This is a genomic window from Leisingera sp. S232 (assembly GCF_049800895.1).
GTDB lineage: Bacteria > Pseudomonadota > Alphaproteobacteria > Rhodobacterales > Rhodobacteraceae > Leisingera.
Map to the genome: position 1 here is coordinate 1 of NZ_JBNAFX010000030.1, position 25,973 is coordinate 25,973.

Here is a 25,973-nt window from a genome sequence, read left to right on the forward strand (position 1 = left end):
AGTACGTATGTCTTTTGTCATCCGCTGCCGCCCAACCGTTGTTGGTGATTTCTGAGCGGAGCCCGTTAGGGCCTCGTCTCGGAAATCTGCCACGTGGCGAACGCGGATGGGGGCGAGGCAATGCCATTCGACATCAGTGGTGCGGCCCGCAGGCGTAGCCGAGGACACGGTGCTGTCTAATGGGGTTGCCCGAGGGGGAAGGCGGCGTCTTCCCCCTGATGCAGCGAAGCGGCGTTCGGCTTGTCCGAACCCCAAGCTGCCGGGACTGGATCCGGATCCGGCGGATCCGGCCGCATACCCTTAATGCGCTGAACGAGATGAAGGAGTCTGCTTCGCTCGACCCCGAACTATGCTGATGTCATCGAATTTGGCAGCAAAATGAAAAGGGTGAGGAATGGAGCAGAGACTATTTGTTGGCTTGGACGTTCACAAACGCAACGTCTCAGTTGGATTGGCCGAAGATGGGCGCACTGGCGAGGTGCGCTTTCTTGGGGACATTGAAAACACACCGGTCGCCGTGGAAAGCCTGATGCGACGATTGTCAGAACGCGGTCGTGCGCTGGATTTTTGCTATGAAGCTGGACCCTGTGGTTACGGTATCTATCGGCAACTCACAGGGGCGGGGCATGAATGCAGCGTCGTCGCCCCGACCAAGATCGCGGTGGCGCCTGGGGACAAGGTCAAAACGGATCGGCGGGATGCACAGCGATTGGCCGTCTTGCATCGGGCGGGCGAACTGACGCCGGTATGGGTTCCAGACGGCCGACATGAAGCCATGCGTGATCTGATCCGGGCGAGAATGGACGCTGTGCGACAGGTGACAACAGCCCGCCATCAGCTTTCTTCGTTTCTGTTGCGGCACGGCCGGACCTATCCTCCCAATCGCAAACCCTGGACAAAAATCCATAGCCGGTGGCTTGGGACCCAGAGCTTTGACGAACCGGCGCAGCAAATTGTGTTCCAGGACTATGTCCAAACGGTTTGGACCGCTGTTGAACGGCGCGACAACATGGTCAAGCGGATCGAAGAATTGGTGCCAGACTGGTCGCTCGGAGAGTTTGTCTATGCGCTCCGCTGCTTTCGAGGGCTCGACTTGGTCTCTGGGGCGACGCTTGCGGCCACCATCGGCGATATCAGTCGGTTCGACAAACCTCGCCAGTTGATGAACTATCTCGGGCTCACGCCGTCTGAATACTCGAGCGGCGGCACCATCCGCCGGGGCGGCATCACCAAAACCGGGAACCGTGAAGCTCGCAGGATGCTGATCGAGGCGGCCTGGTCCTATCGCTTCCCGGCGAAAGTTGCCCAGCACAAGGCGCGTGTTCTCGAAACCCAGCCAAAATGCGTGCGCGATCTGGCCTGGAAAACACAAGAACGGCTGTGCAAGCGATACCGATCGCTTCAGGCCCGAGGAAAGAAATCGACCGTCATTGTTGCCGCCATCGCGCGCGAACTCGCCGGGTTCGTTTGGGCCCTGGGGCAAGAGATGCAGCCCAGCTCCGGCTAGGGCTGCGGGTCAGGCCGGGTGAAACCTGCGGTTAAGGCAACTCTCGCTTCGCCCTTTGGGCAGGATCTGCCGACGCCCGCGAGGGAGTAAAGAGAAAGGCCTGCGACGTAGCACGTTCATGCGGTTCCGATCCGCGAATGCAAGACTGATAGACCGTCGCCATCCGAATGGCTCACCCAGCCTGACCCACCCAATCCTATGGCAGACATCACTCCATCGACAAGATGGAGCAATTACCCCTGCGCCTCCCCTGTTGACAAAAGACATGCAAGGGCAGCGCCCGTCCCGGCGGGGGGGGCGGGCGCTGCCCAGCCTGCGGCCGGGCGAGAGGCTTCCCATCAAACGTGCTGCGCGCCGTTCACCTCGATCTCGGCACCCGAGATGTAGGAACTGCCCTCTGAGCACAGGAAAAAGATGGCTGAGGCCACCTCCTCTGGCTGGCCCAGCCGCTGCATCGGCAGCTTTTCGACGATTTTGTCCGTGCCGGGCGACAGGATCGAAGTCTCCACCTCACCCGGCGCAATCGCATTGACCCGCACGCCAAAAGGGCCAAAGTCATGCGCCATCTCCCGCGTCAGCGCCGCCAGCGCCGCCTTGGAGGTGGCATAGGCCGCCCCAGCAAAAGGATGCACCCGGCTGCCCGCAATCGAGGTCACATTGACAACAGCCCCCTTGGCCGCCGCCAGTTCGTCCTTTAGCCCCCGCGCCAGCACCACCGAAGAAAAGAAATTCACGTGAAACACTTTGCCCCAGTCCATCAGGTCGGTGTTGAGCGTGCTGAGCCGCTCGCCCTCCGGTCCCTTGGGTGAGATCCCCGCATTGTTGACCAGGGCATCCAGCCGGCCGTCCAGCAGTTCCTGGATACGACCCACCCCGTTGATCGTGTCAGAAGGGTCCGACAGATCCAGCTGCACATGGTTCTCCTGACCGCCGCCGCAGGGGCATTCCTGCGGAAATGGCTGCCGCGAGCAAGTAATCACCCGCCAGCCCTCGGCATTGAAACGGCGCACGGTGGCGTGGCCGATGCCGCGGCTGGCGCCGGTCAACAGGAGGGTCTTCTGGCGCATGGCGCAGCTCCGTCAAAGGTGGTATCCGGGGGCAGCCTACCACCCGCACCGGCCGCTGCAACGGCACAATGCCGCAGCTGGCTTGGCAGGAAGCAAAGAAATACGTAACACCCCCTGTCAAAGGGACACCAAGCGATGAAGAAACAGAATATGAACCGCGATTGGATTGCCACCGCCGAAACCCTCTCCAGCGCGCTGCCGTATTTCCAGCGGTTTGCCGGGGCGATTGTCGTCATCAAACTGGGCGGCCACGCCATGGGCAGCGACGAGGCAATGGAGACCTTTGCCCGCGACATCGTGCTGATGCGCCAGGTGGGGGTGAACCCGGTGATCGTGCATGGCGGCGGCCCGATGATCAATGCGATGCTGGAAAAGCTGCAGATCAAATCAGAATTTGTGAACGGCAAGCGGGTGACCGATGCCGCCACCATGGAAGTGGTGGAAATGGTGCTGTCCGGCGTTGTCAACAAGCGGATCGTGCAGGCGATCAACAGCCAGGGTGGCCGCGCGGTCGGGCTGTCCGGCAAGGATGCCAACCTGATCACCTGCGATCAGGCCGACCCGGATCTGGGCTTTGTCGGCGCGCCGGCGGAAATGGACCCCAAGGTGCTGCATGGGCTGTTTGAAAAGAACATGATCCCGGTGATTGCCCCCATCGGTTCCGGCCGGCAGGGCGAAACCTACAATATCAACGGCGACACGGCCGCCGGCGCCATTGCCAAGGCGCTTGAGGCCGACCGGCTGCTGCTGCTGACCGACGTGGCGGGTGTCAAGAACGCCGAGGGCGAAGTGGTGACCGAACTGAAGGCCGCAGATGTGGAGGACATGACCGCCAGCGGTGTCATCGCCGGCGGCATGATCCCCAAAACCGAAACCGCGCTGGACGCGGTCCGCGGCGGCGTGCGCGCCTGTATCATTGTTGATGGGCGGGTGCAGAACGCCGTGCTGCTGGAGCTTTATACCGAGCACGGCGCCGGTTCGATGATCCGCGCCTGACAAGCCCGGGCAGACAGGTCAAAAGGGGCGCTGCCCCTCTTGGCCCTGCCGGGGCCAATTCACCCCGGGATATTTTCAGCCAGATGAACAAGGGATGCCTCTATCGGCCCCCCGGTGTCCTATAGGCGGCCGCGATGCCCCCGGCCTTCTTCTGGATCTCCGTAAACGCATCGGAGGTGACGGCGCGCATGGTCCGGAGGTTGCAGACGGTACCGCTGGCGCCGGTTGCCAACAGGCCCGCCAGCAGGCCACTGATGTCGTCAATCATGACTTTGATGGCAAAATCCTGGTCCCCGGTGGTCAGATAGACGCTCTCCAAGGTACCGCCTGCCGCCTCAGCAAGCCCCCGCGCAGCGGCCTCGGGGTTGCTGGGGTTTTCGATCATCGCCTTCATTGCAGAAGGCGTGTAGTGCCCGGTCACGGTAAATCTTGGCATTCTGTCCCTCCCTGGGGCGGAAGTTACAGACCGGCTGCCAGCAGAATGCTGGAAGGTCCAACCTGCATGCCCCGGCAGGGCTCGCCGCAGGCAGGAAGATGCCGGTTGGAAGACGCGGGCAGAACAGAGTGGGACGCTTTTCACCTCCGCTGCGCAGCAGGCGGCTGTTAGGCTCTGCCCATACCACCTGCCAGGGACGCCCCCCATGAGCCAGACCGCCAAGCCTGACGCCCAATGCCGCAACGCGCCGTCTTACACCGCCCTGGCAACCGCCGCCGCAGGGGCCGGGCTGTCCATCCATGGCGCGCTGCACCCAGCCCACCAGCCGGTTCAGGCGCTGCAGGGCGGCACCCTGCTGCTGCTGGGCACCAATGCGGATTTCTGGCCGCTGTTCAGGGCATCGCCGGAACATCTTGGCGGCATTCCGAACCCGATAGACAGCTGGTCGGAGCGCGTCATCGGGGCGTTGTCGGACGCATGGGGGGCCACCGCCTATTTCCCCTTTGGCGGCCCGCCCTATACGCCTTTCATCAACTGGGCGCTGGCGTCGGGGCGGTTTTTCACATCACCGTCACAGATGCTGGTGCATGATGAGACCGGAATGATGGTATCTTTGCGGGGGGCGCTTCATTTTACACAGGAGTTTGACATTCCCCCTGCACTTTTGGCAGAGTCCCCCTGCCGCAGCTGCCCCTCTCGCCCCTGCCTCAGCACCTGCCCTGCAGGCGCACTGGCCGACGGAGGCCCCTACGATCTGGCAGCCTGCCACGGCTATCTCGACACCAGCGCAGGCGCCGGCTGCATGACCGGTGGCTGCCTTGCACGGCTGGCCTGCCCGCTAAGCCGCACTGCCCGCCGCGACCCGGAACAAACCGCACACCACATGAGGCATTTTCACCCGTAATGACCTGCACCCTGATCCTGACCCGCCACGCCAAATCTTCCTGGGACACAACTGTACCCAGCGATCACGCCCGCCCGCTGAACAAGCGCGGACGCCGCTCTGCGCCCGCCATCGCCGCATGGATGCGCGAATGCGGCTACCTGCCGGATCAAGTGATCTCTTCTTCATCTCAGCGCACCCGCGAGACCTGTGAGCTGATGGAACTGGGCGTGCCGACAACTTTTACCGAGCGCCTGTACCACGCCAATTCGGATATCATGTTCAAAGTTCTGAGCGAGGCGGAGCACAAACGGATCATGCTGGTCGGCCACAATCCCGGGATTGCCGCCTTTGCCCATACCATCGTGTCCAGCCCGCCAGAGCATTCGCGGTTCGACGACTACCCGACCGGCGCCACGCTGGTAGCTGAATTCGATATCAGCAGCTGGCGGGAACTGAGCTGGAGCAGCGGCAAGGTGATCGATTTTGCCGTGCCGCGGGAACTGCTGGGCGAGTAACCCCTGCGGCATTCTGGCGCATCCCGCGCAGGAGGGCGCTGGCCGCTGCGGCGGACCATGGCTAGATTTCTGCAGGACATAGGACATCACCTGTCACGACTGGAGATCATCATGCACCGCCGTTCCCTGCTGCTTGCCGCAGCCGCCCTCCCCCTCTCCGCACTGCCGGGGGTCGCCACGGCAGCACAAACCATCCGCATCATGAAGTCCCCCAGCTGCGGCTGTTGCTCTGCCTGGGCGGATCACCTGGCCGCTGCCGGTTTCCAAACCGACCTGCGCGATGTACCGGATGAGGAGCTGTGGGCGATGAAGGACCGGCTGGGCGTCGGCGGCGATCTGGCCTCCTGCCACACGGCGATGGCCGGGGCTTATGTGATCGAAGGCCATGTGCCGGCAGGCGACATCCTGCGGCTGCTGGCGGAACAGCCTGTGGCATTGGGGTTGACCGTGCCGGGCATGCCGATCGGATCACCGGGGATGGAGATGGGCGAAGAGCGCGAGGCGTTTGACAGCTTGCTGATCCTGGCCGATGGCAGCACCGTAGTTTTTGCCAGCCACGCCTGATCAGGATGGTTTGACCAAGACATCCAGAACGAAAAAGGCCGGGCACTGCGCCCGGCCTTCTTGGTTTCGTGAGGCCGCTGCTTCAGTGACCCAGGATCTGGCTCAGGAACAGTTTGGTCCGGTCGCTCTTGGGGTTGTTGAAGAACTCTTCCGGCTCGTTCTGTTCGACGATCTGGCCTGCATCCATAAAGATCACCCGGTTCGCCACCTGACGGGCAAAGCCCATCTCGTGGGTCACGCACAGCATGGTCATGCCTTCCTCGGCCAGTTCGATCATGGTGTCCAGGACCTCCTTGATCATCTCAGGGTCGAGCGCCGATGTGGGTTCATCGAACAGCATGATGCGCGGCATCATGCAAAGCGAGCGCGCGATGGCCACACGCTGCTGCTGACCACCCGACAGCATGCCCGGGTATTTGTGGGCCTGCTCCGGGATCTTCACTTTTTCCAGGAAATGCATCGCCCGCTCTTCGGCTTCCTTCTTGGGTGTCTTGCGGACCCAGATCGGTGCCAGGGTGCAATTCTCCAGAATGGTCAGATGCGGGAACAGGTTGAAGTGCTGGAACACCATGCCAACCTCGGAACGGATCTTGTCGATGTTCTTGAGGTCATTGGACAATTCGGTGCCGTCCACCACGATCTTGCCCTGCTGGTGCTCTTCCAGCGCATTGAGACAGCGGATCAGGGTGGATTTGCCGGAACCCGACGGGCCCGCGATAACAATCCGCTCGCCCTGGTTGACGGTCAGATTGATGTCACGCAGCACATGGAAAGAGCCGTACCACTTGTTCATCCCATTGATTTCAATAGCGACCTCGTCGCTTACCTGCATCTTGGAGCGGTCGATTTGACGGTCGGACATAAGTTCAGACATATGTTGAACTCCTTAACGGTGATCGGTGGCGAGACGGCGCTCGAGCCACTGTGAGTATTGAGAAATGCCGTAGCAGACGACGAAGAACAGAAGCGCAGCAAAGCCCAGAAGCTCCCAATAGACCCCGTTCCACTCAGTGGAGGCGAGGATCGGGCCGCGGATCATGCCCACCAGGTCGAACATCGAGATGACCGAAACCAGTGTGGTGTCCTTGAACAGGCCAACAGCCACGTTCACGATGCCCGGGATGGAGATCTTCAGCGCCTGCGGCAGGATGATCAGCCGCATTGCCTGGGGGTAATCCAGACCAAGGCTGTCAGCCGCTTCATACTGTCCCTTCGGCAGGGCTGCCAGGCCGCCGCGGATCACCTCGGCGATATAGGCTGCCGAGAACATGGTGATCATGATCACCACGCGCAGGAACAGGTCGACGGTGCTTTCCGGCGGGAAGAAGTAGGCCAGCATCACCGATGCCACGAACAGCAGGGTGATCAGCGGCACGCCGCGCACAAATTCAATGAAGACCACACAGATCCACTTGATCAGCGGCATGTCCGACTGACGCCCCAGTGCCAGCGCGATGCCCAAGGGCAGCGACAGCGACACACAGGTCACGCCGAGCATCAGGTTCAGCATGAAACCGCCCAGATCGCGCGATGGCACCGCCTGCAGCATGGCGTTGTCCGATGCCCCGTCAGGGATCAGCGCGCCGCCAATTAGCCACACGGCAAAGGCCGCAACGATGGCTCCGAAAAAGCCGATTGCAAAGCTGCTCTTGCCATAAGTCTGGAACACAAATGCGCCCGCTGCAAAGCCCAGCAACGCCACGATCGGCGCCAGAATGGTGCCGCCCCAGATCAGCCAGAAGGCCAGGAAGGGGTAGATTGCGGTAAAGGCCAGAAGTTTGCGCGGCAGGTCAAAAAACAGCACCGGCGCAATCGCCACCAGCAACAGCACCAGAGCCAGATTCGGGCGCCAGTACTGATCACCCGGGTATTTGAACCCATACAGCAACTGGTTCCAGCGCTCGGTCAGCACCGAGAAACAGGCCCCGGTTTTGCCCTGCAGCACTTCGCGGCATTCTGCCAGCGAATTGGTGGTCCACACCCCGTTCAGAAGCCACGGCAGGGTCTTGCTGAGGATGACATAGATCACCAGCAAAGCTGCAATGGTCAGGGCGGAGTTCACCGCGTTGGAAAACAGGTTTTCGCGCAGCCATTTGACCGGGCCGGTTTCGCCCGCAGGCGGCGGCGACGGCGGGATGGTCCCATCAGCAACAAACGCGATGGAGTTGGTTTTCTGATCACTCATGTCTCAGCGCTCCTTCAACTTAACTGATGCGTTGTAGACGTTCATAACCATCGAAATGGTCAGCGAAGCGGTCAGATAGAACAGCATCAGGAGGAGAACACATTCAATGGCGCGGCCGGTCTGGTTCAGGGTGATCCCACCCAGAGTTGCGGTGATATCCGCATAGCCCACTGCAATCGCCAGCGAGGAGTTCTTGGTAATGTTGAGGAAGTTGGAGATGAGCGGCGGGATGATCACCCGCAGCGCCTGCGGCAGAACCACCAGGTTCATCACTTTGCCCGGACGCAGGCCCAGGGCCGAAGCCGCTTCGGTCTGGCCTTTGGAAACCGCCTGAATGCCCGCACGGACGTTCTCGGCGATAAAGGCACCGGTGTAAATCGACAGGGCAAACCACAGCGCGATCAGCGGACCGCCGATCTTGATGCCGCCCTTGAAGTTAAAACCCTTCAGCTCGGGGTATTCCCAGCTCAGCCCCATGACCAGCATCAGCACCAGGAACGGCACCAGCCAAGCGGCGAGGATCAGCGCCGTGGTCTTGGGCCGGACACCCGTGGCTTCCTGTTTCTGGTTGGCCCAGATGTTGATCCGACGCGCTGCGAACCATGAGCCGACAAAACCAGCGATCACCAGCAGCCAGTTCATGGACGCGCTGGCAAAGAGACCATGCTCGAACCAGGGCATCGGCGTGTAAATGCCGCGGTTGGTAAAGGCAAAGGCGTCAAACAGCATGCTGGACGTCGCATTATCACCGCGGAAAGCCCGCGGACCCGGCAGCACCGCCGTCATGATGGTAAAGATGATGATGATCCAGATCAGCACCGGAATATTCCGGAAGATCTCGACATAAAACGCCATCAGCTTGGAGACGAGCCAGTTGTTGGACAGGCGCAGAACCCCGGCAACAACTCCGAACACCGTCGCAGTGATACAGGCCAGGAAAGCCACCAGCAGCGTGTTCAGCAGACCGACCAGAGCGGCCCTAGCATGACTGGACTGGCTGTCATATTCAACCAGACGCTGGTTGATATCGTAACCGGACGAGTCGCTGAGGAAATTGTACGAAATGTTAAGCCCGGCGGCGCGGAGGTTCTGGATCAGGTTGTTTCCAAGATACCAGATGCACAGAGCAAGGACGACAGCCGCTATCACCTGAAAAGTCAGTGAACGGTAGCGGGTGTCGTTGATAAGCATAGACAGCCGAAAACTTTCGTTCGGCGGGTCAGTCAACGTTGACATATATTGTGATCCCCTGGCTCCGGCATTCTATCCTGGCGGGGTTGTCCCCGCTCCGCAGCTGGCCGGAGCTATTTTCAGATAGGAAAAGGGCGCAGGAAACTCCTGCGCCCTTCCCGTAGGTTAGTTTAGCGGAACGGCGGAGAGTACAGCAGACCACCTTCGGTCCACTGAGCGTTCAGGCCACGGGCCAGACCAACCGGGGAGTCTTCGCCAATGTTCTTGGCAAAGACTTCGCCGTAGTTGCCCTGGGACGCAATTGCGTTCTTGGCCCAGTCGGCCGACAGGCCCAGCATCTCGCCCAGAGTGCCTTCGGCACCCAGCAGACGGTTGATTTCCGGGTTGTCGGTGCCAGCAGCCATTTCGCCGATATTCGCAGAGGTCACGCCCAGCTCTTCGGCCGCGATCATCGCGTTCAGGGTCCAGCGGACAACATCGCCCCATTCGTGGTCGCCATGACGGACCAGCGGGCCCAGCGGCTCTTTGGAGATGATCTCCGGCAGAATCGCATGGCTGGCAGGATCGTCAAAGGTTGCGCGGGTTGATGCAAGGCCGGATGCGTCGGTGGTATAGACGTCACATGCGCCAGCCAGATACTGCTGCTGTGCTTCGGCGTTGGTTTCAACCGGAACCGGCTCATAAGAGATGTTGTTGGAGCGGAAGAAATCCGCCAGGTTCAGCTCGGTGGTGGTGCCGGTCTGGATGCAGACGGTTGCGCCGTCCAGTTCCTTGGCCGAGGACACGCCCAGCTCTTTCGGAACCATGAAGCCCTGACCGTCATAGTAGTTAATACCGACGAATTCGAATTTCAGGTCGACATCGCGGCTGAAAGTCCAGGTGGTGTTACGGGCCAGCATGTCGATTTCACCCGACGCCAGCGCGGTAAAGCGGGTCTTGCCGGTGGTCGGCACGAATTCCACGGCGGTTGAGTCACCCAGCACAGCTGCAGCCACAGCACGGCAGACGGCAACGTCAAAGCCTTCCCATTCCCCATTCGCATTCGGGGCCGCAAACCCAACCAGGCCGGTGGTCACGCCGCAGTTCAGCTTGCCGCGGGCCTTCACGTCGTCCAGCGTGCCGGCAGAAGCTGCGCCAGCCGCAAGACCGGCAAAGGCCATTGCGCCCAAAATCATGGTTTTTTTCATTTTTACCTCTTCCTGATAGCCCGCCATTCGGCGGTTCTTATACTCCGGCGATCCCCCGCCGTGTCTGAGACTGAAGAAGGGTCCTCCCCTAATTCGTGGCCGAGTTTGGGCGCATTATTCTGCAAACGTCAAGGGCGGTATCGGGAATTTCGACGTACGAATTCCGCACAAACCGGGTCCGCGCAGAATTTTATTTCCGTCCAGGCTGCGGATAAGTAATTTCCTATCAGGTCAGGAGAAATCGTAGAATCGCTTGGCATGCAGGAATTCCTGCCGCTTGACCTCGGCCGCAGCCTGGGCATCCTCGTCCTCGCCCCACTGCTCTTCCTGCCAGCGTTCATCCAGCCGCGACAGCTTCCAGATTTCATCCGCGCTGCGCCAGCCATATGCGGCAGCAAACCCAAGTATCAAAGAGCCTGAAATGCCTACCAGGTCGTGAAATGCGGCCAGCTGGAACGAAGTCATCGACCGGGTTTTCTCTGCCAGAACTGCCAGAGCATCCGCATGCTGCGGCTGGTGCAGAACCCCGATCCGCAGCTCCAGACGGGCGCCCAGATGGGCCTCTGCCCAGTCCAGAACCGGATCCCATTCAGCGGCCTGCCGGGCGGCCAGTTCAACCGGGGAACCGGCCCGGTAGCACAACAGATCACTGTCGCCGTACTCAGACAGCATCGCCGCCACTTCGCTGTGCTGATGTGTCACCTTGTCTATGGCAGCGTTGGCAGACCGGGTGCAGGGCATTGAATTCGGGTCAACTGATTCGGTCTGGGCATCCCATTCCGCAGCAATTGCCTCGGCCATGGCCCGGGTCGGAACCGCCAGCGGCGCCTTGGCCGGGGTCTTAACACGCCGCCCGTCCAGCTCCACCGCGAACCCCTCTGCGGTTTCCGCAACGGCAACCTCTTTCCAGAACCGCTTCTGCGCCCAGCCGCTCATATTCTAACCCTTCCAGATTTCTGCCAGCAGCGGACGCAGCTCCGCGAAATCGCGGATCAGATAGTCGGCGCCCAATGTGTCTGCCGGATGATAGCCCCAGGGCACGGCGATGGTGGTCACACCTGCTGCACGCCCCATTTCAATGTCAAACCGCGTGTCGCCGATCATCACGGTGCTCTCACGCGCCACCCCGGTCTCCGCCATCGCGGTCAGCACCATCGACGGATGCGGTTTGGACGGGTGATGGTCGGCCACCTGCCGGGTGACAAAACAGTTCAGCTCATGCGCCTTGATCAGCGCATCAACCCCGCGTTGGGATTTACCGGTGGCAACCCCCAGCAGATACTCCGGCACCTCATGCAGCTCCGCCAGCATCTCCTGCGTGCCGGGGTACAGCGGCGAATGCGCCGCGCCCGCAGCTTCACGCGCCAGCATGTATGAGGACTTGTACCCTTCCACCAGCCGCGCCAGCGTTGCCGCGTCCTGACCCGGCGCCAGTTCCGCCATGGCCAGAGGCAACGACAAGCCAATGATCGACAGGATCGCCTCGCGGGCAGGCACCTCCAGACCGGCGCCCTGAAAGGCCTCGGCCATCGCGCCGGTGATCGCCCCCTGGCTGTCCACCAGGGTTCCGTCGACGTCAAACAGGATCAGCCGCAGCTCTGCGCTCACTTCAGGTCCTCAAACGGATCATCGGCGGCCAGGTCTTCGCTCCAGCCGAAAGTGTCCCAGCTTTCCTTCATATGCTCCGGCAGCGACGCAACCACGGACACCTGCTTATGCGTGACCGGATGCTCAAATACCATCCGGCGGGCATGCAGGTGCAGCTTCTTCGAGATCACCCCGCCAAACTGCGCGCCCCAGCCGTCGCCCAGGTTCTCCTGGCCCGAACCGCCATATTTGCCGTCGCCTGCAATCGGATGGCCCATGCCGGACATATGCGCCCGCAGCTGATGGGTGCGCCCGGTGATCGGCTCCATCGCCACCCAGGCCGCACGAGAGGCGACGCGATACAACGTGGCATAAAGCGTATGCGCCCGTTTGGCGCCATATGTGTCGTCGATGTCGTGCGGATGCACGTTGATCATCTTCTCGCCTTCGCCGGATTTGCCATGGCCCGGCGCCTTCACCAGCCCGTTCTTGATCTCCCCCAGATAGGGCGTCGGCACGCCCGCAACCAGCGCCCAGTAAATCTTGCGGGTGTTCTTGTGGCGAAAGGCAGCAGTCAGCCCCTGCGCGGCCTTGCGGTTGCGCGCCAACACCAGAATGCCCGAGGTATCCTTGTCGATCCGGTGGACCAGCTTGGGCTTGTCCTCCAGCCCGAACTTCAGCGCCTCGGCCAGACCATCCACATGTTTGGTGGTGCCAGAGCCGCCCTGCACTGCCAGGCCCGCAGGCTTGTTCAGCACGATGACATCATCGTCCCGGTAGATAACGCAATCCTGGATCATCCGGGCATCGGCGTCCGAGATCTTCATCTCGCGCGGCGCAGCAGGCTTCAGATCGCTGTCCGCCAGCGGTGGCACCCGCACCACCTGCCCCGCCTCGACGCGGCTACTCGCCTTGACGCGGCCGCCGTCCAGCCGCAGCTCCCCCTTGCGGCACATCTTTTCGATGCGGCCCTGGTTCACATGCGGAAACAGCCGCCGCAGCCAGCGGTCAATGCGCTGGCCGCCATCGTCTTCGCTGACGGTAATCATCTGAACGCCGCTCATGCGAACACTCCCCTTGCGGCCATCAGGCCCAGAAACAATCCGCCGACCGACAGGCCCACGGACAAAGCTACATACAGCGCCGCCTGCCCGAAGGCGCCGCGCTCGATCAGGTTGGCGGTCTCCAGCGAGAACGCCGAGAAAGTGGTGAACCCGCCCAGAAGGCCAGTCATCACCAAGGGGCTCAGCCACGTCAGGTCCCGCAGGGCAGCCACTGTCACAAACATCCCCATCAGAAAGGAGCCGAGGATATTCACTGTCAGGATCGCCACCGGGAAATCATGATGCCCCAGGACCCGGATGATACCCAGCCCGGCCAGATAGCGGCACACCGCCCCAACAGCGCCACCCAGCGCGACCATGGAAACCGAAAAAATCATCCCCGTCCTGTCGCCGGCGCAGGCTGAGATGTCAAGTTTTGCCCGCGTTGCACCGCACGCAGAGCTGCCGCTTCTTTCTGGTTCCCAATACCCCCGCCGGAGGCCGCGGCTTTCCCGCGGGAAAGCCGCTCATGGCGTCATCCGAACCGTTTGGGCACCGGGCGGCCGGTCAGCCGCTCCCAATAGTCATCCGCCCGCTTCTCAAAGGTCGGCGACAGGCGCGCATCGCTCTGGTAAAATCGGCCCGGCTCCACTCCCGGCGCATAGGGCTGATCGACCCAGCCGAGGGCATCTTTATGCGGGCTGCGGTAACCGCCATGGCCCAGCTCCTGCGCGCCCTGATAATGGGTGTCCCGCAAATGCAGCGGCACCGGCGCCGGCGGCTCGCTGGCCACAGCAGCCAAAGCCGCTGCAATGCCGCTGTTGGCCGAGCCGGACTTGGGCGCGCGCGCCACATGCAGCGCCGCATGGGACAGGATGATCTGCGCTTCCGGCAGGCCGACCATCTCCAGGGCCTGCGCCGCCGCCACCGCTGTCTGCAGCGCCGAGTTATCCGCCAGCCCTACGTCCTCGGACGCCTGGATCATGATCCGGCGGGCAATGAACCGCGGGTCTTCACCGCCATGTATCAGCCGTGCCAGCCAGTAAAGCACCGCATCCGGATCGCCGCCTCTCATTGATTTTATGAAGGCTGAAATGACATCATAATGCTGATCGCCAGAGCGGTCATGATTGACAGGCGCTGCCCTGTAGGCCTCCTCCAGCATGGCATCCGTGACGTTGACCGCACCGCCCTCATGCCCGATGGCAAGGCTTTCCAGTGTTGTCAGCGCCCGGCGCGCATCCCCGCCCGAACGCCCGGCAATCAGGCGTTTCTGCGCCGCCGTCAGCTGAACTTCAACTCCGGCCCCGGCCAGCTGCCGCAGCCCGCGGTTCAGCACCTCTTCCATATCCTCAATCGAAATCGGCTCCAGCTTCAGGATCGTGGAGCGGGACACCAAAGCCTTGGGCAGTGCGGTATAGGGATTCTGCGTTGTCGCTCCGATAAAATCGGCGGTGCCCTCTTCGCAGATTGCCAACAGATCATCCGCCTGCGTCGCCGAGAACCGATGCACCTCGTCGACAAAGATCAGCAGCGGCCGGATCCGTGCCTCATCGGCCAGCTGGCGGATGTCCTTGACCCCGGCCCGCGTCGCATGCAGCTGGCGGAATTCCTTGCCCAACATTCCGCCGACAGCGCGCGCAATCGAGGTCTTGCCGATGCCCGGCGGCCCGTAAAGCACGATGCTGCCCAGCTGATCGGCGGCAATCCGGCGCCGCAGGATGGAGCCCTCTGCCGTCAGCGCCGGCTGCCCGATCACCTCATCCAGCGACCGTGGCCGCAATGCAGCGGCCAGCGGTTGGCGGCTGTGGCCAGGGCCTGCATCAAACAGATCTGCCATATGTTACCCCTCGCATTTGCTGCAGCTGGCCCGCGCAGGCGGCCCTGTGAAATACACGCCAAGAGGAGGCAATGCCGCCCCTTCCCGTGCCGCTGCGGCGGCCTCTCCGATGCGCGGGCTCAGAGCCGGAACCGCAGGGCGACCCGCTGGCCGCGCCGGTTCAGTTCCAGCCGGACCCAGCGTCCGCTGTCCGACAGAATAGCCTGGACATCACCGGTGCTGCCAATCCGCTGGCCGTTTACCGCCAGCAGCTGATCACCCCTTTGCAGCCCGCCGTTCCCGGCATAGGGGCCGGGGTCGGTAACCACCACCCCTTCTGCCGACAGCGGCAAGCCCAGACGGGCAATGACCTGCGGATTGATCTGTGCCACGGTCAGACCGGGCAGCGCGGCCCGCTCATCCAGCTGCACCGGGTCGGCGGGCGGCTGGTCCGGCGCAGTGATCATCGGCACCTCGACCACGGTCCTCTCAGCCCCGCGCAGACGGGTGATCCCGGCCGTTCCGCCAAGGCCCGAGACCGACATGCGGAACACCATCTCGGAGGGCGAATTCACCACTTCCCCGTCCACATGGGTAATCACGTCGCCGACCTGGAACCCGGCTTTGGCAAAGGGGCTGGCCCGGTGCAGGTCAGAGATCACCATGCCTTCCGGCAGATCCATGCCCATCGAGGCAGCCAGGTCCGCATCCACCGGCTGCCCGGCCATGCCGGCCCAGGGGCGCTGGAACTCCTCTGCGCCGGTCCTGGCCTGCTCCACAAACTGTTTGACCAGATTGGCAGGGATTGCAAATCCGATGCCATTGGAGCCGCCGGAGCGGGACAGGATGCGGGTGTTGATGCCAATCAGATCGCCATTCACATCAATCAGCGCGCCGCCGGAGTTGCCCGGATTGATCGGCGCGTCGGTCTGGATGTAATAGCCAAAGCCTGCGCCAGCCCCCATGCCGGTGCGCGCAAGGCCGGAAATGATGCCGCTGCTGACAGTCTGCCCGACCCCAAAAGGGTTGCCGATGGCCAGCGCCAGCTCACCGACCTCGACCTCATCGCTGTTGCGCAGCTGCAGATAGGGCTGCTCGCCAGCGTTTTCCAACTGCAGGATCGCCAGATCGCTGGCCTTGTCGCCCAGGATCACCCGGGCGTTGTATTCGCGCCGGTCAGCAGTCACCACACGGATTTCGGTGGCGCTGCCAACCACATGGTAATTGGACACCACGATGCCGTCCGCCGACAGGATCACCCCGGAGCCAAGCGAGTTTTCAACCCGCGGCTGCGGCTTGGCGAAACCGCGAAAGAAGTCATCAAAGAACGGATCGTTCATGAAAGGAGAGCGGCGGCGCTGCTGCACCTGGCGCACCACCTTGGCGTAGATGTTCACAACCGCCGGAGACGCCTCTTTCACCAGCGGTGCAAACCCCAACGCAATCTCTGCCTGGCTTTGCGGCACCCGGGTCTCGGCAGTGGCCGACAGGGCCAGCACGGGCAGGGCAAGACAGAAGGCCAAACACGGGGCCAGGGACATCAGGGCTGGTCGGATCATGCGGGCTCCGTTTGTTGCTATGTGCAGGATATGCGGGGGACCGGCCCGGATTGCAAGGCTGGAGGCAAGCCTCTGCGCCACCAGGGGCGGAGGGGCGCTGCCCCTCTTGGCCTGACGGCCAATTCACCCCGGGGTATTTTGGACCAGAAAGAAGCAGGCTCTTCTTTCTGGTCCGAAGACGCATTCCCGAAAGCCCCTGCCGCCATGGCAGCTTCAGGCGTCTGCCAGAGCCTTTTGCGCCGCATGCACACGGCGTTCGGCAACCGCATCGGCCAGATGTTCCAGCTCTGCCACGGTGTCCTCCCAGCCCAGGCAGCCATCGGTGATGGACTGGCCGTATGTCAGCGCCCCCCTGCCGAGATCCTGGCGGCCCGCCACCAGATGGCTTTCCACCATCACGCCTGTGATACGGGTGTCGCCGCCGGCGATCTGCCCCGCCACGTCGCGCAGGACCGCAGGCTGCCGCATCGGGTCCTTGCCGCTGTTGGCGTGGCTGGCGTCAATCATCACATGGCCGCGGATGCCGTCCTTTTCCGCCAGTTTGCAGGCCGCATCGATCGAGGCCGCGTCATAGTTGGTGCCGCCACCGCCGCGCAGGATCAGGTGGCAGTCCGGGTTGCCGCTGGTGGCGGCAATCGCGGCGCGGCCCGATTTGGCCAGCGCCATGAAATGATGCGGATGGGCGGCAGAGCGCACTGCATCCACCGCGATCTGCACATTGCCGCGGGTGCCGTTCTTGAAGCCCACCGGGCAGCTGAGACCCGAGGCCATTTCGCGGTGTATCTGGCTTTCGGTGGTGCGGGCGCCGATGGCGGCCCAGGCGATCAGGTCGGAGATATATTGCGGCACCGCAGTATCGAGGAACTCCGTCCCGACCGGCAGGCCCAGGGCGTTGATGTCCAGGCACAGGCGGCGCGCCAGCCTCAGCCCTTCGTTGATGCAAAAAGAGTTATCGAGGCCGGGGTCGTTGATCAGCCCTTTCCAGCCCGAGATCGTGCGGGGTTTTTCGAAATAGACACGCATAACGATTTCCAGCTGGCCAGACAGGCGCGCGCGCAGCGGCGCCAGCCGTTCGGCGTATTCCATTGCTGCCTTGGGGTCGTGGATCGAACAGGGGCCGACCACCGCAACAACGCGCCCATCGCGGCCGTGCAGCACGTCCTGAATGGCCGTGCGGCTGGCCAGGACAGTATCCGTGGCCGCCGCCGTGCACGGCAGCTGCGACGCAAGGTCTTCGGGGGAGATCAGTTCCTGCATGGCGGTAATGCGAAGGTTTTCGGTCTGCGGTGTCATCTGTCTGTTTCCTTGGCGGGAGGCCCCTGGCGCTGCGACGGATACAAAAAAACCGCCTGCGGGCTGCGGGCGGTTGGTGGTATCCTGATGCGTTCCGATATCTTAGCTCAGAATGCGCTGACCCCTCCGTCCGCCATGTGGCGCGGATAAAAGAAATACCAGAATGCGGCATAGCTACGGGTCATACGCGGACGCTAGCGGAGATTCGGGAGGCTGTCACCCCTGAATTCCCCTGCCCGAACTGCAAAGGCCCTCAGCGCGAGAGGGCCTTTGACTGTGCCTGACGGCGGACCTCAGAAATCCTGCCACAGATCGCGGGCCGCGTTGCCTTCATTTGCTGGCGGCGCGGACGATGCCGGAGCGGCCTCAGCCTCCCAGTCATCAGCGCCCCAATCGCCGCCGCCATCGCTGTCTCCGTGGGCAGAAGGCTTTGCCTTGGCGGCCGCCGGTGTCGGCACTGCAGCGACACTGCCGTCCACCTGGAAATGCGTCACCAGATCGGTGAGCTTCATCGCATCGCTGTTCAGCAAGTGGCCCGCTGCGGTGGCTTCCTCGACCATGGCGGCATTCTGCTGGGTCACCTGATCCAGCTGGGTGACGCCGGTGTTGATTTCATGCAGGCCAGTGGACTGCTCCTCTGCTCCTTCGGCGATGTCCGAGACCAGCTGCGAGATATGGCTGACGCGGCCGACGATGGAGTGCAGCGCCTCGCCGGCCCGGCCGACCAGATCGACCCCCTGATCCACCTGTCTAGAGCTGTCGGAAATCAGCGTCTTGATTTCCATCGCCGCATCTGACGACCGCTGCGCCAGCGCCCGCACCTCGGAGGCCACCACTGCAAAGCCGCGGCCTGCCTCGCCTGCGCGGGCGGCCTCGACGCCTGCATTCAGGGCCAGAAGGTTGGTCTGGAAGGAAATATCGTCGATCACGCCGATGATCTGACTGATTTTCTTTGAGCTGTCCTCGATCCCGCCCATGGCGGTGACCGCCTCCTGCACCACTTCGCCGCTGGACTCGGCTTCCTGACGGGCCTCGCGCACGGTGCTCTCCACGTTGCGGGCGCTCTCGGCTGCGGATTTCACGCTGGCGGTCAGCTCGTCGATGGCGGCGGCCGTCTGCTCCAGCGTTGCCGCCTGGCTTTCGGTGCGATGCGACAGGTCGTCAGAGGCCTGGCTGATCTCGGCAGCGCCGCTGCGGATGCTCGAAGAGGCTTCGATCACCTTCTGCACTGTGGCATTCAGATTATCGACCGAGCCGTTAAAATCGGCGCGCAGTTGCTCGTATTCCTCGGGGAACTGTTCAGCGATGCGGATGGTCAGATCACCGTGGGACAGGCGCGACAGACGGTCGCTGAGCTGGCGCACAACACCCGCCAGTTCGGCGTCCTTACTCTCGGCTTTCTGAGCCTCCGCCTCCTGCATTCGGACCAGCTCATCACGGAATTTCTCCAGCGCACGGGCCATGTCGCCGACCTCATCGCTGCGGGTCTGGCCTTGGATTTCAACCGCGTTATTGCCTTCTGCCAGGCCACGCATGGACACAACGATGCGGCGGATACCAGAGGCAATGCCGGTGGCGATGACAAATGCCAAAGCCCCGCCGATCAGGATCGCGCCACCGATGGCTGCGAGGATCATTGTGCGGGTCTGCGCGCCCAGTTCCTCGCCTGCGGCACGGCGTTCAGCCATATTGGCGGCACCGGCGGCCTGCAGGGTCACCATAGTGGCCCGGAAACTGTCAAAATACTCCTTGCCGCGGCCCTCAGCGACCAGATCGGCCATGTCGTCCATGGTGGCTGCGCTGCCAATCTCCCGCCGCAGCTGAAGCATCGGCACCACCACGTCATTGCGCCATTCCTCTATGATCTCTGCCACTTTGTTCAGGCGGTTGGTCTGCATAAAGTTTTCTGTGAGCGCCAGCCGGAGGTCGGCCATGATCTTGTTGAAGCGGCTGTTGCCTTCCATGTAGGGCGCAAGAAACTCCCGGTCGCCGGCCAGCAGGAACCCGCGCATTCCGGTCTCCATGTCGACAGCGGAGGCCAGCAAGTCCTTTGCCCGGCTGATCACCTTATGGGTCTGCTCCACCGCCTGCAGCGATGTGTTTAGATAGTTGGGGTCGGCAATCCCCGCATTGACCAGTGACAGAAATGTATTGCGGCGGTTGTTCAGCTCAACCTCTTCTTCCTCAATGAGTCTGCTGATCTCTGTACGGAACTTTTCGAAATAGACCCGACCCTTGGACTTCTTCACCTCCGACGCCATGTCGTTCATGGTCATGGCGTCGCCGATTTCCTGGCGCAGTGCGATGGCGCCGGCTGCCACATTTTCCTGCCAGCCGGTCAGGGTCTGTTCCGCCTCGTCCAGAGTGGAGAGCATTTCGGCATCACCCGCTGCCAGGCTGCGCAAATTGGCAAGGGTTTCAGCAACCTGGCCTTTGCCCGCCTCAAAAGGCACCAGATATTCCTCCCGTCCGGCCAGAAGATAGCCGCGAAGCCCGGCCTCCATCTGCGAGGCGGCCTCTGCCAGGGTTTGCGATTCGGTCAGGATTTCCTGTGTGTGATCCACCGCCTTGGCGGACTGGACCATCCGCCCCAGATTGAAGACGGTCAGCACCCCGACCCCCAGCACCAGAAACAGCGGCAGAACCGCAACGGAAACGATTTTCACCTTGGTACTGAGATTTGCTACTGAGAACCGCCTGGCTGCGGATGTTTTCTTCTTTGCCATCACTTCTGTCCCGGATTTTTCGGATGGATGAGTTAAGACAGAAGAGAATTACGAATCCCTTTCGCTTTGAAGATGAACTTGCAGCAAAGCAACGTTCCGTAGCGCAAAGAAAAACCCCCGCTCCGGGAGGAGCGGGGGCAGACAGATGAACCTAAAGGTTCAGCGCGTCTTATTCTTCTGCTTCAACAGCAGCTTCTTCTGCGGCCAGGCGGGCCTTGTCGGCTGCGCCTTTGGCAGAGGTGTCGCGGTCGACGAACTCGATGATGGCCATCGGAGCCATGTCGCCGTAACGGAAGCCGGCCTTCAGGATACGGACATAGCCGCCCTGACGGTCCTTGTAGCGCGGGCCCAGAACCTCGAACAGTTTCGCAACGTCCTTGTCCTCTTTCAGCTTGGAAGCGGCCTGACGGCGGGCGTGCAGGTCGCCGCGTTTCGCCAGGGTGATCATCTTTTCGATGATCGGGCGCAATTCTTTAGCTTTGGGCAGGGTTGTTTTGATCTGCTCGTGCTCGATCAGCGAGCCGCACATGTTCGAAAACAGGGCTTTACGGTGCTCATGAGTACGGTTCAGGCGGCGGTAACCACGTGCGTGACGCATTTTGATAGTCCTTTTGATCTGCGTTTTTGCTTTGTCAGGCAGCGGATGCGTGTCAGCTGCTCACCTTGGGGCAGATGCCCATGTCGTCCCCGGCAGGCCCGGGCATTGAAGAGGAGGGCCAAGGCCCTCCTCAAAACTTTTAGAAGCTGTCTTCGAACTTCTTGGCCAGATCTTCGATGTTGTCCGGCGGCCAGTCCTCGACATCCATGCCAAGGTGCAGGCCCATGCCCGACAGCACTTCCTTGATCTCGTTCAGCGACTTGCGGCCGAAGTTCGGCGTGCGCAGCATCTCTGCTTCGGTCTTCTGGATCAGGTCGCCGATGTAGACGATGTTGTCGTTCTTCAGGCAGTTTGCCGAACGCACCGACAGTTCCAGCTCGTCCACTTTCTTCAGCAGAAGCGGGTTGAACTCCAGACCGTCGTCCTCGTCCTGACGGCCAGCCGATTCCGGCTCGTCGAAGTTGACGAAGATGCCCAGCTGATCCTGCAGGATGCGGGCGGCATAGGCCACAGCATCGTCAGGCGTGATGGAACCATCGGTCTCCACCTTCATGGTCAGCTTGTCATAGTCCAGAACCTGACCTTCGCGGGTCGGCTGAACGTCATAGGAGACCTTCTTGACCGGCGAATAGATCGCGTCGATCGGAATCAGGCCGATCGGTGCGTCTTCCGGCTTGTTCTTCTCTGCCGAGACATAGCCTTTGCCAGTGTTCACGGTCAGTTCCATGAACAGGTCGGCGCCGTCGTCCAGGTGGCAGACAACGTGATCGCGGTTCAGAACCTCGATGCCGGCGGTTTCGGCAATGTCGCCAGCGGTGACAACTGCCGGACCCTTGGCATTGATCGACAGGCGCTTGGGGCCTTCGACTTCCATGCGCAGGGACACGCCCTTGAGGTTCAGGATGATGTCGGTCACGTCTTCGCGGACACCCGCAACAGACGAGAATTCATGCAGGACGTTGTCGATCTGCACGCTGGTGATGGCGGCGCCTTGCAGCGAGCTCATCAGCACGCGACGCAGCGCGTTGCCCAGGGTCAGGCCGAAACCGCGTTCCAGCGGCTCTGCAACGACAGTTGCCTGACGTGCAGGATCATTGCCCGGCTTCACTTCCAGCTGTGCCGGCTTGATCAGCTCTGCCCAGTTCTTATGGATCATGCGTTCCCTCCATTCCTGTCCTTGCCCCATGTCCAGAAGGCCAAGGACGCCCGAGGTTTAAATGACGCACTGAGGCCCTGCGAATCAAGCGGGGCCCCAGCAAAAAATCGAATTAGACGCGACGGCGCTTCGGCGGGCGGCAGCCGTTGTGCGCGATCGGGGTCACATCACGGATCGAGGTGATGTTGAAGCCAACCGCAGCCAGTGCGCGCAGAGCCGATTCACGGCCAGAGCCGGGGCCCTGAACTTCGACTTCCAGCGTCTTCACACCGTGATCCTGTGCCTTCTTGCCTGCATCTTCTGCAGCCATCTGAGCGGCATAGGGGGTGGATTTCCGCGAACCCTTGAAACCCATGGTGCCAGCAGACGACCAAGCGATCGCATTGCCCTGCACGTCAGAGATCAGGATTTTGGTGTTGTTGAACGACGAGTTCACATGCGCAACACCGGTTGCGATGTTCTTACGCTCTTTTTTCTTAACGCGCGTTTTATCACGTGCCATTGATCAAACCCTCCCTTACTTCTTCTTACCAGCGATGGCCTTTGCGGGGCCTTTGCGAGTGCGAGCGTTGGTGTGGGTACGCTGACCGCGGACCGGCAGATTGCGGCGGTGGCGCAGGCCACGGTAGCAGCCCAGATCCATCAGGCGTTTGATGTTCATGGTCACTTCACGGCGCAGGTCGCCTTCGACGGTGTAGTTGGCGTCGATGTGCTCGCGCACGGCCAGAACTTCAGCGTCGGACAGTTCGTTCACACGACGGGTTGCGTCGATGCCAACAGCTTCGCAGATGGCTTTCGCCGAAGTGTTGCCGATACCGGTGATGTAGGTGAGGGCGATGGGAACCCGCTTTGCAGTCGGGATGTTAACGCCGGCAATACGTGCCACGTGTCACTTTCCTTTTCGTTGCGGTTCCGTAGCTCCGGAACCTTTTTTCACAACACTTGACCGTGGCAGTGTGGCCAGAGGGTCCAGCATCTCGAGGCGGTGAGGCAGACAGACGAATCCATCCGCCGGGAATCATTCCCAGAAGGGATGGGGGTACCTAGGGGGAATTGATTGTCGCGTCAACAGGCATGGCGCACATTGCCGCCAAGACAGCAAACCTCCTGCGCATCAGAATGTAGCCAACGTCAAAGGCTTTGGCTAAGCTGACTAAAACAGTAGGAGAAGGTGATTGATGGTTACAAGGCTTCTTTACAAATCCAAAGCGGCATTTCCGCCCTATTCAGTTGTAGATGTCGACATCCTACGGCAAGCCGCGCCCCAAAACAGCGAAAACAGCATCTCTGGTTTTTTGGTGCGCAGCGGCTGGGATTACCTGCAGATTTTGGAAGGGCCTGAGCCACACATCCGATCCCTTGCTGCCAGAATCCGGGAAGATAAGCGACATTTTGGATTTCATGAGATACTGCAGGACGAAACAACAGAACGCAGTTTCGTCGATTGGTCGATGGGCTACCTGGATCTTTCCGGCGGTAAGAGCTGGCTGACGAAAACGCTACCGGACCTGACTTGCGACAGCAGTGATGACATCAAACAGACGACCTTGATCGAGCTGAAACGCACAGCTCTAGAACAAGAAAGGCGACTGTAAAGCCGCCTCCCCGAAGTTCGCAAGGTTGCACAGCGGCTTATTCGCCCATGATCCAGGCCATGTCCTTGCGGACGGTCTCGATCGAAGCCAGACCGTCCAGGCGCTGCAGGCTGCCCTTGGCGTAGTAGTAGCCGATCAGCGGCGAGGTCTTTTTGTAGTATTCCATCAGGCGGGTCTTGAGGCTGTCCTCATTGTCGTCCGCCCGGCGCTTTACGTCGGTGCTGCCGCAGTTGGTGCAATTGCCATCCGCAGGCCAGGGTTTGGTCTGGTCGTGATACACCTCGCCGCAGCCGCCGCAAGTGGAGCGGCCAGTGACGCGGGCAACCAGTGCCTCGTCATCGACCTGCATCTCGATCACCGCGTCGAGCTTGTAGCCCATCTCATCCAGCAGCTTGGCCAGCGCGTCGGCCTGGGCCAGAGTGCGCGGGAAACCGTCAAAGATGAAACCGCCCTCGGCACCTTCCCGCAGTTTCTCGCGGATCAGGCCGATGACGATCTGGTCGGTGACCAGCTTGCCTTCGGCCATGATGGCGGCAACTTTCTTGCCCATTTCGGTGCCGGAAGTCTGGGCATCCCGCAGCATGTCACCGGTGCTGAGCTGCACCATGCCGCGAGATTCAACCAGGTAGCGCGCTTGCGTACCTTTGCCCGCGCCAGGCGGGCCAAGGAGGATAATGTTGGTCATCGGCGAGAGGGTCCCCGTTTTGTCCGTTTCTTGTTGCGCCCGCGCAGCTGGCTCTTCTCGATAAGGCCCTCATACTGATGCGCAAGGAGGTGGCTTTGCACCTGCTGGATTGTGTCCATAGTGACGGATACCACAATCAGAACGGACGTGCCGCCAAAATATACCGGGATGGCGAATTGGCCGCGGAGCACCTCTGGCAGGAGGCAGACCAGCGCCAGGTAACCGGAGCCCAGGACCAGGATGCGGTTCACAACATATTCGATGTATTCCGCAGTCTTTTTGCCGGGACGGATACCAGGAACAAAGCCGTTCTGGTTCTTGAGGTTATTCGCCACGTCATCCGGTTTGAAGGAAACGTTGAACGTGTAGAAATAGGCAAAGAACACGATCATCGCGACGAAGAACAACAGATACAGCGGCTGGCCGGGGCCGAAGTTGGCCAGCAGCCAGGACATCACCGGACCGGTCGCAGCACCGGAGGAGAACGCAGAGATGGTGGTCGGCAGCAGCAACAGCGAGGAGGCAAAGATCGCCGGGATCACGCCCGCCGGGTTCACCTTGACCGGCAGATGCGAGGAGCCGCCGTCATAGACCTTCATGCCGACCTGGCGACGCGGGTACTGGATGTGGATCTTGCGCAGCGCGCGTTCCATGAACACCACAAACATGATCACTGCAATCACCATCAGGATCACCCCGATGATCACGGCAGGGCTGATGGCGCCGGACCGGCCAGAGGCAAAGAACTGCGCAATCGAGGCCGGGACCTCGGCAATGATGCCGACAAAGATGATCAGCGAGATGCCGTTGCCGATGCCACGCTGGGTGATCTGCTCGCCCAGCCACATCAGGAACATGGTGCCCCCCACTAGGGTGATCATGCAGGCCATGCGGAAATACATGCCCGGATCAGTGGCCAGATCGCCCTGCTCCAGCGACACCGCCAGCCCATAGGCCTGCGCAGTCGCCAGCGCCACGGTGCCGTAGCGGGTGTACTGGTTGATCTTCTTACGGCCCTGCTCGCCCTCTTTCTTGATTTGCTCAAGCGAAGGCACCATCGAGGTCAGAAGCTGAACGATAATGGAGGCGGAGATATAGGGCATGATGCCAAGGGCAAAGATCCCCATGCGGCCAAGCGCGCCGCCGGTGAACATCGACACCATGCCGCCGATGCCCTGACCTGCCTGTTCCATGAACTGGCGCAGGGCGTCTGCGTCAATGCCGGGAACCGGAATGAAGGTGCCCAGGCGGTAGACGATCAATAGGCCGATAGTGAACAGGATGCGGTTGCGCAGATCCGTGGCTTTGCCAAGGGCCGCCCAGCTGGTGTTCGCCGCCATTTGTTCTGCTGCTGATACCATGAAAAGGTCTCTTCTTT

Annotated in this window: 26 protein-coding genes; 6 read left to right on the forward strand and 20 right to left on the reverse strand. The window is 61.5% G+C overall.

Annotation, left to right across the window (positions count from 1 at the left end; all coding sequences use genetic code 11):
- Window positions 1-394 precede the first annotated feature (394 nt).
- Window positions 395-1,507: an IS110 family transposase gene (locus tag ACP151_RS16090; protein WP_424979226.1), complete on the forward strand. Its 1,113-nt coding sequence runs from the start codon at window positions 395-397 to the stop codon at window positions 1,505-1,507.
- Window positions 1,508-1,845: 338 nt separating this feature from the next.
- Here the strand turns inward: ACP151_RS16090 and ACP151_RS16095 are convergent, their stop codons facing one another.
- Window positions 1,846-2,574, reverse strand: a complete 729-nt coding sequence (locus tag ACP151_RS16095; protein ID WP_424979920.1) for an SDR family NAD(P)-dependent oxidoreductase — start codon at window positions 2,572-2,574, stop codon at window positions 1,846-1,848.
- Between the two features lie 135 nt (window positions 2,575-2,709).
- Here ACP151_RS16095 and argB point away from each other — a divergent pair, with 135 nt between their 5' ends.
- Window positions 2,710-3,570: an acetylglutamate kinase gene (argB, locus tag ACP151_RS16100; protein ID WP_424979922.1), complete on the forward strand. Its 861-nt coding sequence runs from the start codon at window positions 2,710-2,712 to the stop codon at window positions 3,568-3,570.
- Between the two features lie 100 nt (window positions 3,571-3,670).
- Here argB and ACP151_RS16105 read toward each other — a convergent pair whose 3' ends face one another.
- A complete protein-coding gene (locus ACP151_RS16105) occupies window positions 3,671-4,006 on the reverse strand; it encodes a GYD domain-containing protein (protein ID WP_424979923.1) in 336 nt (111 codons plus the stop codon).
- A gap of 205 nt (window positions 4,007-4,211) precedes the next feature.
- Between ACP151_RS16105 and ACP151_RS16110 the strand changes: the two genes are divergently transcribed.
- From ACP151_RS16110 to ACP151_RS16120, 3 genes are all read left to right on the forward strand, one after another.
- Window positions 4,212-4,910: a ferredoxin gene (locus ACP151_RS16110; RefSeq protein WP_424979924.1), complete on the forward strand. Its 699-nt coding sequence runs from the start codon at window positions 4,212-4,214 to the stop codon at window positions 4,908-4,910.
- Window positions 4,910-5,407, forward strand: a complete 498-nt coding sequence (locus tag ACP151_RS16115; RefSeq protein WP_424979925.1) for a SixA phosphatase family protein — start codon at window positions 4,910-4,912, stop codon at window positions 5,405-5,407. The genes ACP151_RS16110 and ACP151_RS16115 overlap by 1 nt, the downstream gene beginning before the upstream one ends.
- Window positions 5,408-5,518: 111 nt before the next feature.
- Window positions 5,519-5,971 (forward strand): DUF411 domain-containing protein, encoded by a 453-nt coding sequence (locus ACP151_RS16120; protein WP_424979979.1) that lies wholly within the window; start codon window positions 5,519-5,521, stop codon window positions 5,969-5,971.
- Window positions 5,972-6,053: 82 nt separating this feature from the next.
- On the opposite strand, the gene ACP151_RS16125 is transcribed toward ACP151_RS16120, so the two are convergent.
- The 16 genes from ACP151_RS16125 to rpsM form a co-directional block, all read right to left on the reverse strand.
- Complete coding sequence (locus ACP151_RS16125; protein ID WP_424979926.1) at window positions 6,054-6,845, reverse strand: amino acid ABC transporter ATP-binding protein; 792 nt, start codon at window positions 6,843-6,845, stop codon at window positions 6,054-6,056.
- A 12-nt stretch (window positions 6,846-6,857) separates the two neighbouring features.
- Window positions 6,858-8,156 carry an amino acid ABC transporter permease gene (locus ACP151_RS16130; protein WP_424979927.1) on the reverse strand — a complete coding sequence of 433 codons (1,299 nt, stop codon included), beginning with the start codon at window positions 8,154-8,156 and terminating at the stop codon, window positions 6,858-6,860.
- 3 nt (window positions 8,157-8,159) lie between these two features.
- Window positions 8,160-9,392, reverse strand: coding sequence for an amino acid ABC transporter permease (locus ACP151_RS16135; protein ID WP_424979928.1), 1,233 nt, complete (start codon window positions 9,390-9,392; stop codon window positions 8,160-8,162).
- A gap of 125 nt (window positions 9,393-9,517) precedes the next feature.
- Complete coding sequence (locus ACP151_RS16140) at window positions 9,518-10,534, reverse strand: amino acid ABC transporter substrate-binding protein (RefSeq protein ID WP_424979929.1); 1,017 nt, start codon at window positions 10,532-10,534, stop codon at window positions 9,518-9,520.
- Between the two features lie 231 nt (window positions 10,535-10,765).
- Window positions 10,766-11,470, reverse strand: coding sequence for an ATP12 family chaperone protein (locus tag ACP151_RS16145; protein ID WP_424979930.1), 705 nt, complete (start codon window positions 11,468-11,470; stop codon window positions 10,766-10,768).
- Window positions 11,471-11,473: 3 nt separating this feature from the next.
- Window positions 11,474-12,142 (reverse strand): HAD family hydrolase, encoded by a 669-nt coding sequence (locus tag ACP151_RS16150; RefSeq protein WP_424979931.1) that lies wholly within the window; start codon window positions 12,140-12,142, stop codon window positions 11,474-11,476.
- Window positions 12,139-13,185: an RluA family pseudouridine synthase gene (locus tag ACP151_RS16155; RefSeq protein ID WP_424979933.1), complete on the reverse strand. Its 1,047-nt coding sequence runs from the start codon at window positions 13,183-13,185 to the stop codon at window positions 12,139-12,141. The genes ACP151_RS16150 and ACP151_RS16155 overlap by 4 nt, the downstream gene beginning before the upstream one ends.
- Window positions 13,182-13,562: a fluoride efflux transporter CrcB gene (gene crcB / locus ACP151_RS16160; RefSeq protein WP_424979934.1), complete on the reverse strand. Its 381-nt coding sequence runs from the start codon at window positions 13,560-13,562 to the stop codon at window positions 13,182-13,184. Before crcB ends, ACP151_RS16155 begins: the two co-directional genes overlap by 4 nt.
- A gap of 137 nt (window positions 13,563-13,699) precedes the next feature.
- A complete protein-coding gene (locus ACP151_RS16165; protein ID WP_424979935.1) occupies window positions 13,700-15,004 on the reverse strand; it encodes a replication-associated recombination protein A in 1,305 nt (434 codons plus the stop codon).
- Between the two features lie 119 nt (window positions 15,005-15,123).
- Window positions 15,124-16,542 carry a trypsin-like peptidase domain-containing protein gene (locus tag ACP151_RS16170; RefSeq protein WP_424979936.1) on the reverse strand — a complete coding sequence of 473 codons (1,419 nt, stop codon included), beginning with the start codon at window positions 16,540-16,542 and terminating at the stop codon, window positions 15,124-15,126.
- 213 nt (window positions 16,543-16,755) lie between these two features.
- Complete coding sequence (locus tag ACP151_RS16175) at window positions 16,756-17,835, reverse strand: 3-deoxy-7-phosphoheptulonate synthase (RefSeq protein ID WP_424979937.1); 1,080 nt, start codon at window positions 17,833-17,835, stop codon at window positions 16,756-16,758.
- Between the two features lie 293 nt (window positions 17,836-18,128).
- On the reverse strand, window positions 18,129-20,561 hold the full coding sequence (locus ACP151_RS16180; protein ID WP_424979938.1) for a CHASE3 domain-containing protein: 2,433 nt from the start codon (window positions 20,559-20,561) through the stop codon (window positions 18,129-18,131).
- 169 nt (window positions 20,562-20,730) lie between these two features.
- Window positions 20,731-21,159 (reverse strand): 50S ribosomal protein L17, encoded by a 429-nt coding sequence (gene rplQ / locus ACP151_RS16185; RefSeq protein ID WP_424979939.1) that lies wholly within the window; start codon window positions 21,157-21,159, stop codon window positions 20,731-20,733.
- 139 nt (window positions 21,160-21,298) lie between these two features.
- Complete coding sequence (locus tag ACP151_RS16190; protein ID WP_424979940.1) at window positions 21,299-22,315, reverse strand: DNA-directed RNA polymerase subunit alpha; 1,017 nt, start codon at window positions 22,313-22,315, stop codon at window positions 21,299-21,301.
- 112 nt (window positions 22,316-22,427) lie between these two features.
- The gene (gene rpsK / locus ACP151_RS16195) at window positions 22,428-22,817 is read right to left on the reverse strand and encodes a 30S ribosomal protein S11 (RefSeq protein ID WP_291733356.1); all 390 of its coding nucleotides are present in this window, start codon (window positions 22,815-22,817) and stop codon (window positions 22,428-22,430) included.
- A gap of 15 nt (window positions 22,818-22,832) precedes the next feature.
- Window positions 22,833-23,201, reverse strand: coding sequence for a 30S ribosomal protein S13 (gene rpsM / locus ACP151_RS16200; RefSeq protein WP_424979941.1), 369 nt, complete (start codon window positions 23,199-23,201; stop codon window positions 22,833-22,835).
- A 292-nt stretch (window positions 23,202-23,493) separates the two neighbouring features.
- Between rpsM and ACP151_RS16205 the strand changes: the two genes are divergently transcribed.
- The gene (locus ACP151_RS16205; protein WP_424979980.1) at window positions 23,494-23,910 is read left to right on the forward strand and encodes a BLUF domain-containing protein; all 417 of its coding nucleotides are present in this window, start codon (window positions 23,494-23,496) and stop codon (window positions 23,908-23,910) included.
- A 37-nt stretch (window positions 23,911-23,947) separates the two neighbouring features.
- Here the strand turns inward: ACP151_RS16205 and ACP151_RS16210 are convergent, their stop codons facing one another.
- On the reverse strand, window positions 23,948-24,595 hold the full coding sequence (locus tag ACP151_RS16210) for an adenylate kinase (protein ID WP_424979942.1): 648 nt from the start codon (window positions 24,593-24,595) through the stop codon (window positions 23,948-23,950).
- Window positions 24,592-25,956, reverse strand: coding sequence for a preprotein translocase subunit SecY (gene secY, locus ACP151_RS16215; RefSeq protein ID WP_424979943.1), 1,365 nt, complete (start codon window positions 25,954-25,956; stop codon window positions 24,592-24,594). The genes ACP151_RS16210 and secY overlap by 4 nt, the downstream gene beginning before the upstream one ends.
- Window positions 25,957-25,973: the final 17 nt, after the last annotated feature.

Excerpts from the sequence above, each read along its gene's own strand:
- rpsK (WP_291733356.1), bottom strand. The coding sequence starts at position 22,817 with ATGGCACGTGATAAAACGCGCGTTAAGAAAAAAGAGCGTAAGAACATC.
- ACP151_RS16155 (WP_424979933.1), bottom strand. The coding sequence starts at position 13,185 with ATGAGCGGCGTTCAGATGATTACCGTCAGCGAAGACGATGGCGGCCAG.
- ACP151_RS16135 (WP_424979928.1), bottom strand. The coding sequence starts at position 9,392 with ATGTCAACGTTGACTGACCCGCCGAACGAAAGTTTTCGGCTGTCTATG.
- ACP151_RS16170 (WP_424979936.1), bottom strand. The coding sequence starts at position 16,542 with ATGATCCGACCAGCCCTGATGTCCCTGGCCCCGTGTTTGGCCTTCTGT.
- ACP151_RS16115 (WP_424979925.1), top strand. The coding sequence starts at position 4,910 with ATGACCTGCACCCTGATCCTGACCCGCCACGCCAAATCTTCCTGGGAC.
- ACP151_RS16180 (WP_424979938.1), bottom strand. The coding sequence starts at position 20,561 with ATGGCAAAGAAGAAAACATCCGCAGCCAGGCGGTTCTCAGTAGCAAAT.
- ACP151_RS16095 (WP_424979920.1), bottom strand. The coding sequence starts at position 2,574 with ATGCGCCAGAAGACCCTCCTGTTGACCGGCGCCAGCCGCGGCATCGGC.
- ACP151_RS16105 (WP_424979923.1), bottom strand. The coding sequence starts at position 4,006 with ATGCCAAGATTTACCGTGACCGGGCACTACACGCCTTCTGCAATGAAG.
- secY (WP_424979943.1), bottom strand. The coding sequence starts at position 25,956 with ATGGTATCAGCAGCAGAACAAATGGCGGCGAACACCAGCTGGGCGGCC.
- crcB (WP_424979934.1), bottom strand. The coding sequence starts at position 13,562 with ATGATTTTTTCGGTTTCCATGGTCGCGCTGGGTGGCGCTGTTGGGGCG.
- ACP151_RS16165 (WP_424979935.1), bottom strand. The coding sequence starts at position 15,004 with ATGGCAGATCTGTTTGATGCAGGCCCTGGCCACAGCCGCCAACCGCTG.
- ACP151_RS16190 (WP_424979940.1), bottom strand. The coding sequence starts at position 22,315 with ATGATCCATAAGAACTGGGCAGAGCTGATCAAGCCGGCACAGCTGGAA.
- argB (WP_424979922.1), top strand. The coding sequence starts at position 2,710 with ATGAAGAAACAGAATATGAACCGCGATTGGATTGCCACCGCCGAAACC.
- ACP151_RS16205 (WP_424979980.1), top strand. The coding sequence starts at position 23,494 with ATGGTTACAAGGCTTCTTTACAAATCCAAAGCGGCATTTCCGCCCTAT.
- ACP151_RS16120 (WP_424979979.1), top strand. The coding sequence starts at position 5,519 with ATGCACCGCCGTTCCCTGCTGCTTGCCGCAGCCGCCCTCCCCCTCTCC.
- ACP151_RS16175 (WP_424979937.1), bottom strand. The coding sequence starts at position 17,835 with ATGACACCGCAGACCGAAAACCTTCGCATTACCGCCATGCAGGAACTG.
- ACP151_RS16145 (WP_424979930.1), bottom strand. The coding sequence starts at position 11,470 with ATGAGCGGCTGGGCGCAGAAGCGGTTCTGGAAAGAGGTTGCCGTTGCG.
- ACP151_RS16130 (WP_424979927.1), bottom strand. The coding sequence starts at position 8,156 with ATGAGTGATCAGAAAACCAACTCCATCGCGTTTGTTGCTGATGGGACC.
- ACP151_RS16140 (WP_424979929.1), bottom strand. The coding sequence starts at position 10,534 with ATGAAAAAAACCATGATTTTGGGCGCAATGGCCTTTGCCGGTCTTGCG.
- ACP151_RS16125 (WP_424979926.1), bottom strand. The coding sequence starts at position 6,845 with ATGTCTGAACTTATGTCCGACCGTCAAATCGACCGCTCCAAGATGCAG.
- ACP151_RS16110 (WP_424979924.1), top strand. The coding sequence starts at position 4,212 with ATGAGCCAGACCGCCAAGCCTGACGCCCAATGCCGCAACGCGCCGTCT.
- ACP151_RS16210 (WP_424979942.1), bottom strand. The coding sequence starts at position 24,595 with ATGACCAACATTATCCTCCTTGGCCCGCCTGGCGCGGGCAAAGGTACG.
- ACP151_RS16090 (WP_424979226.1), top strand. The coding sequence starts at position 395 with ATGGAGCAGAGACTATTTGTTGGCTTGGACGTTCACAAACGCAACGTC.
- rplQ (WP_424979939.1), bottom strand. The coding sequence starts at position 21,159 with ATGCGTCACGCACGTGGTTACCGCCGCCTGAACCGTACTCATGAGCAC.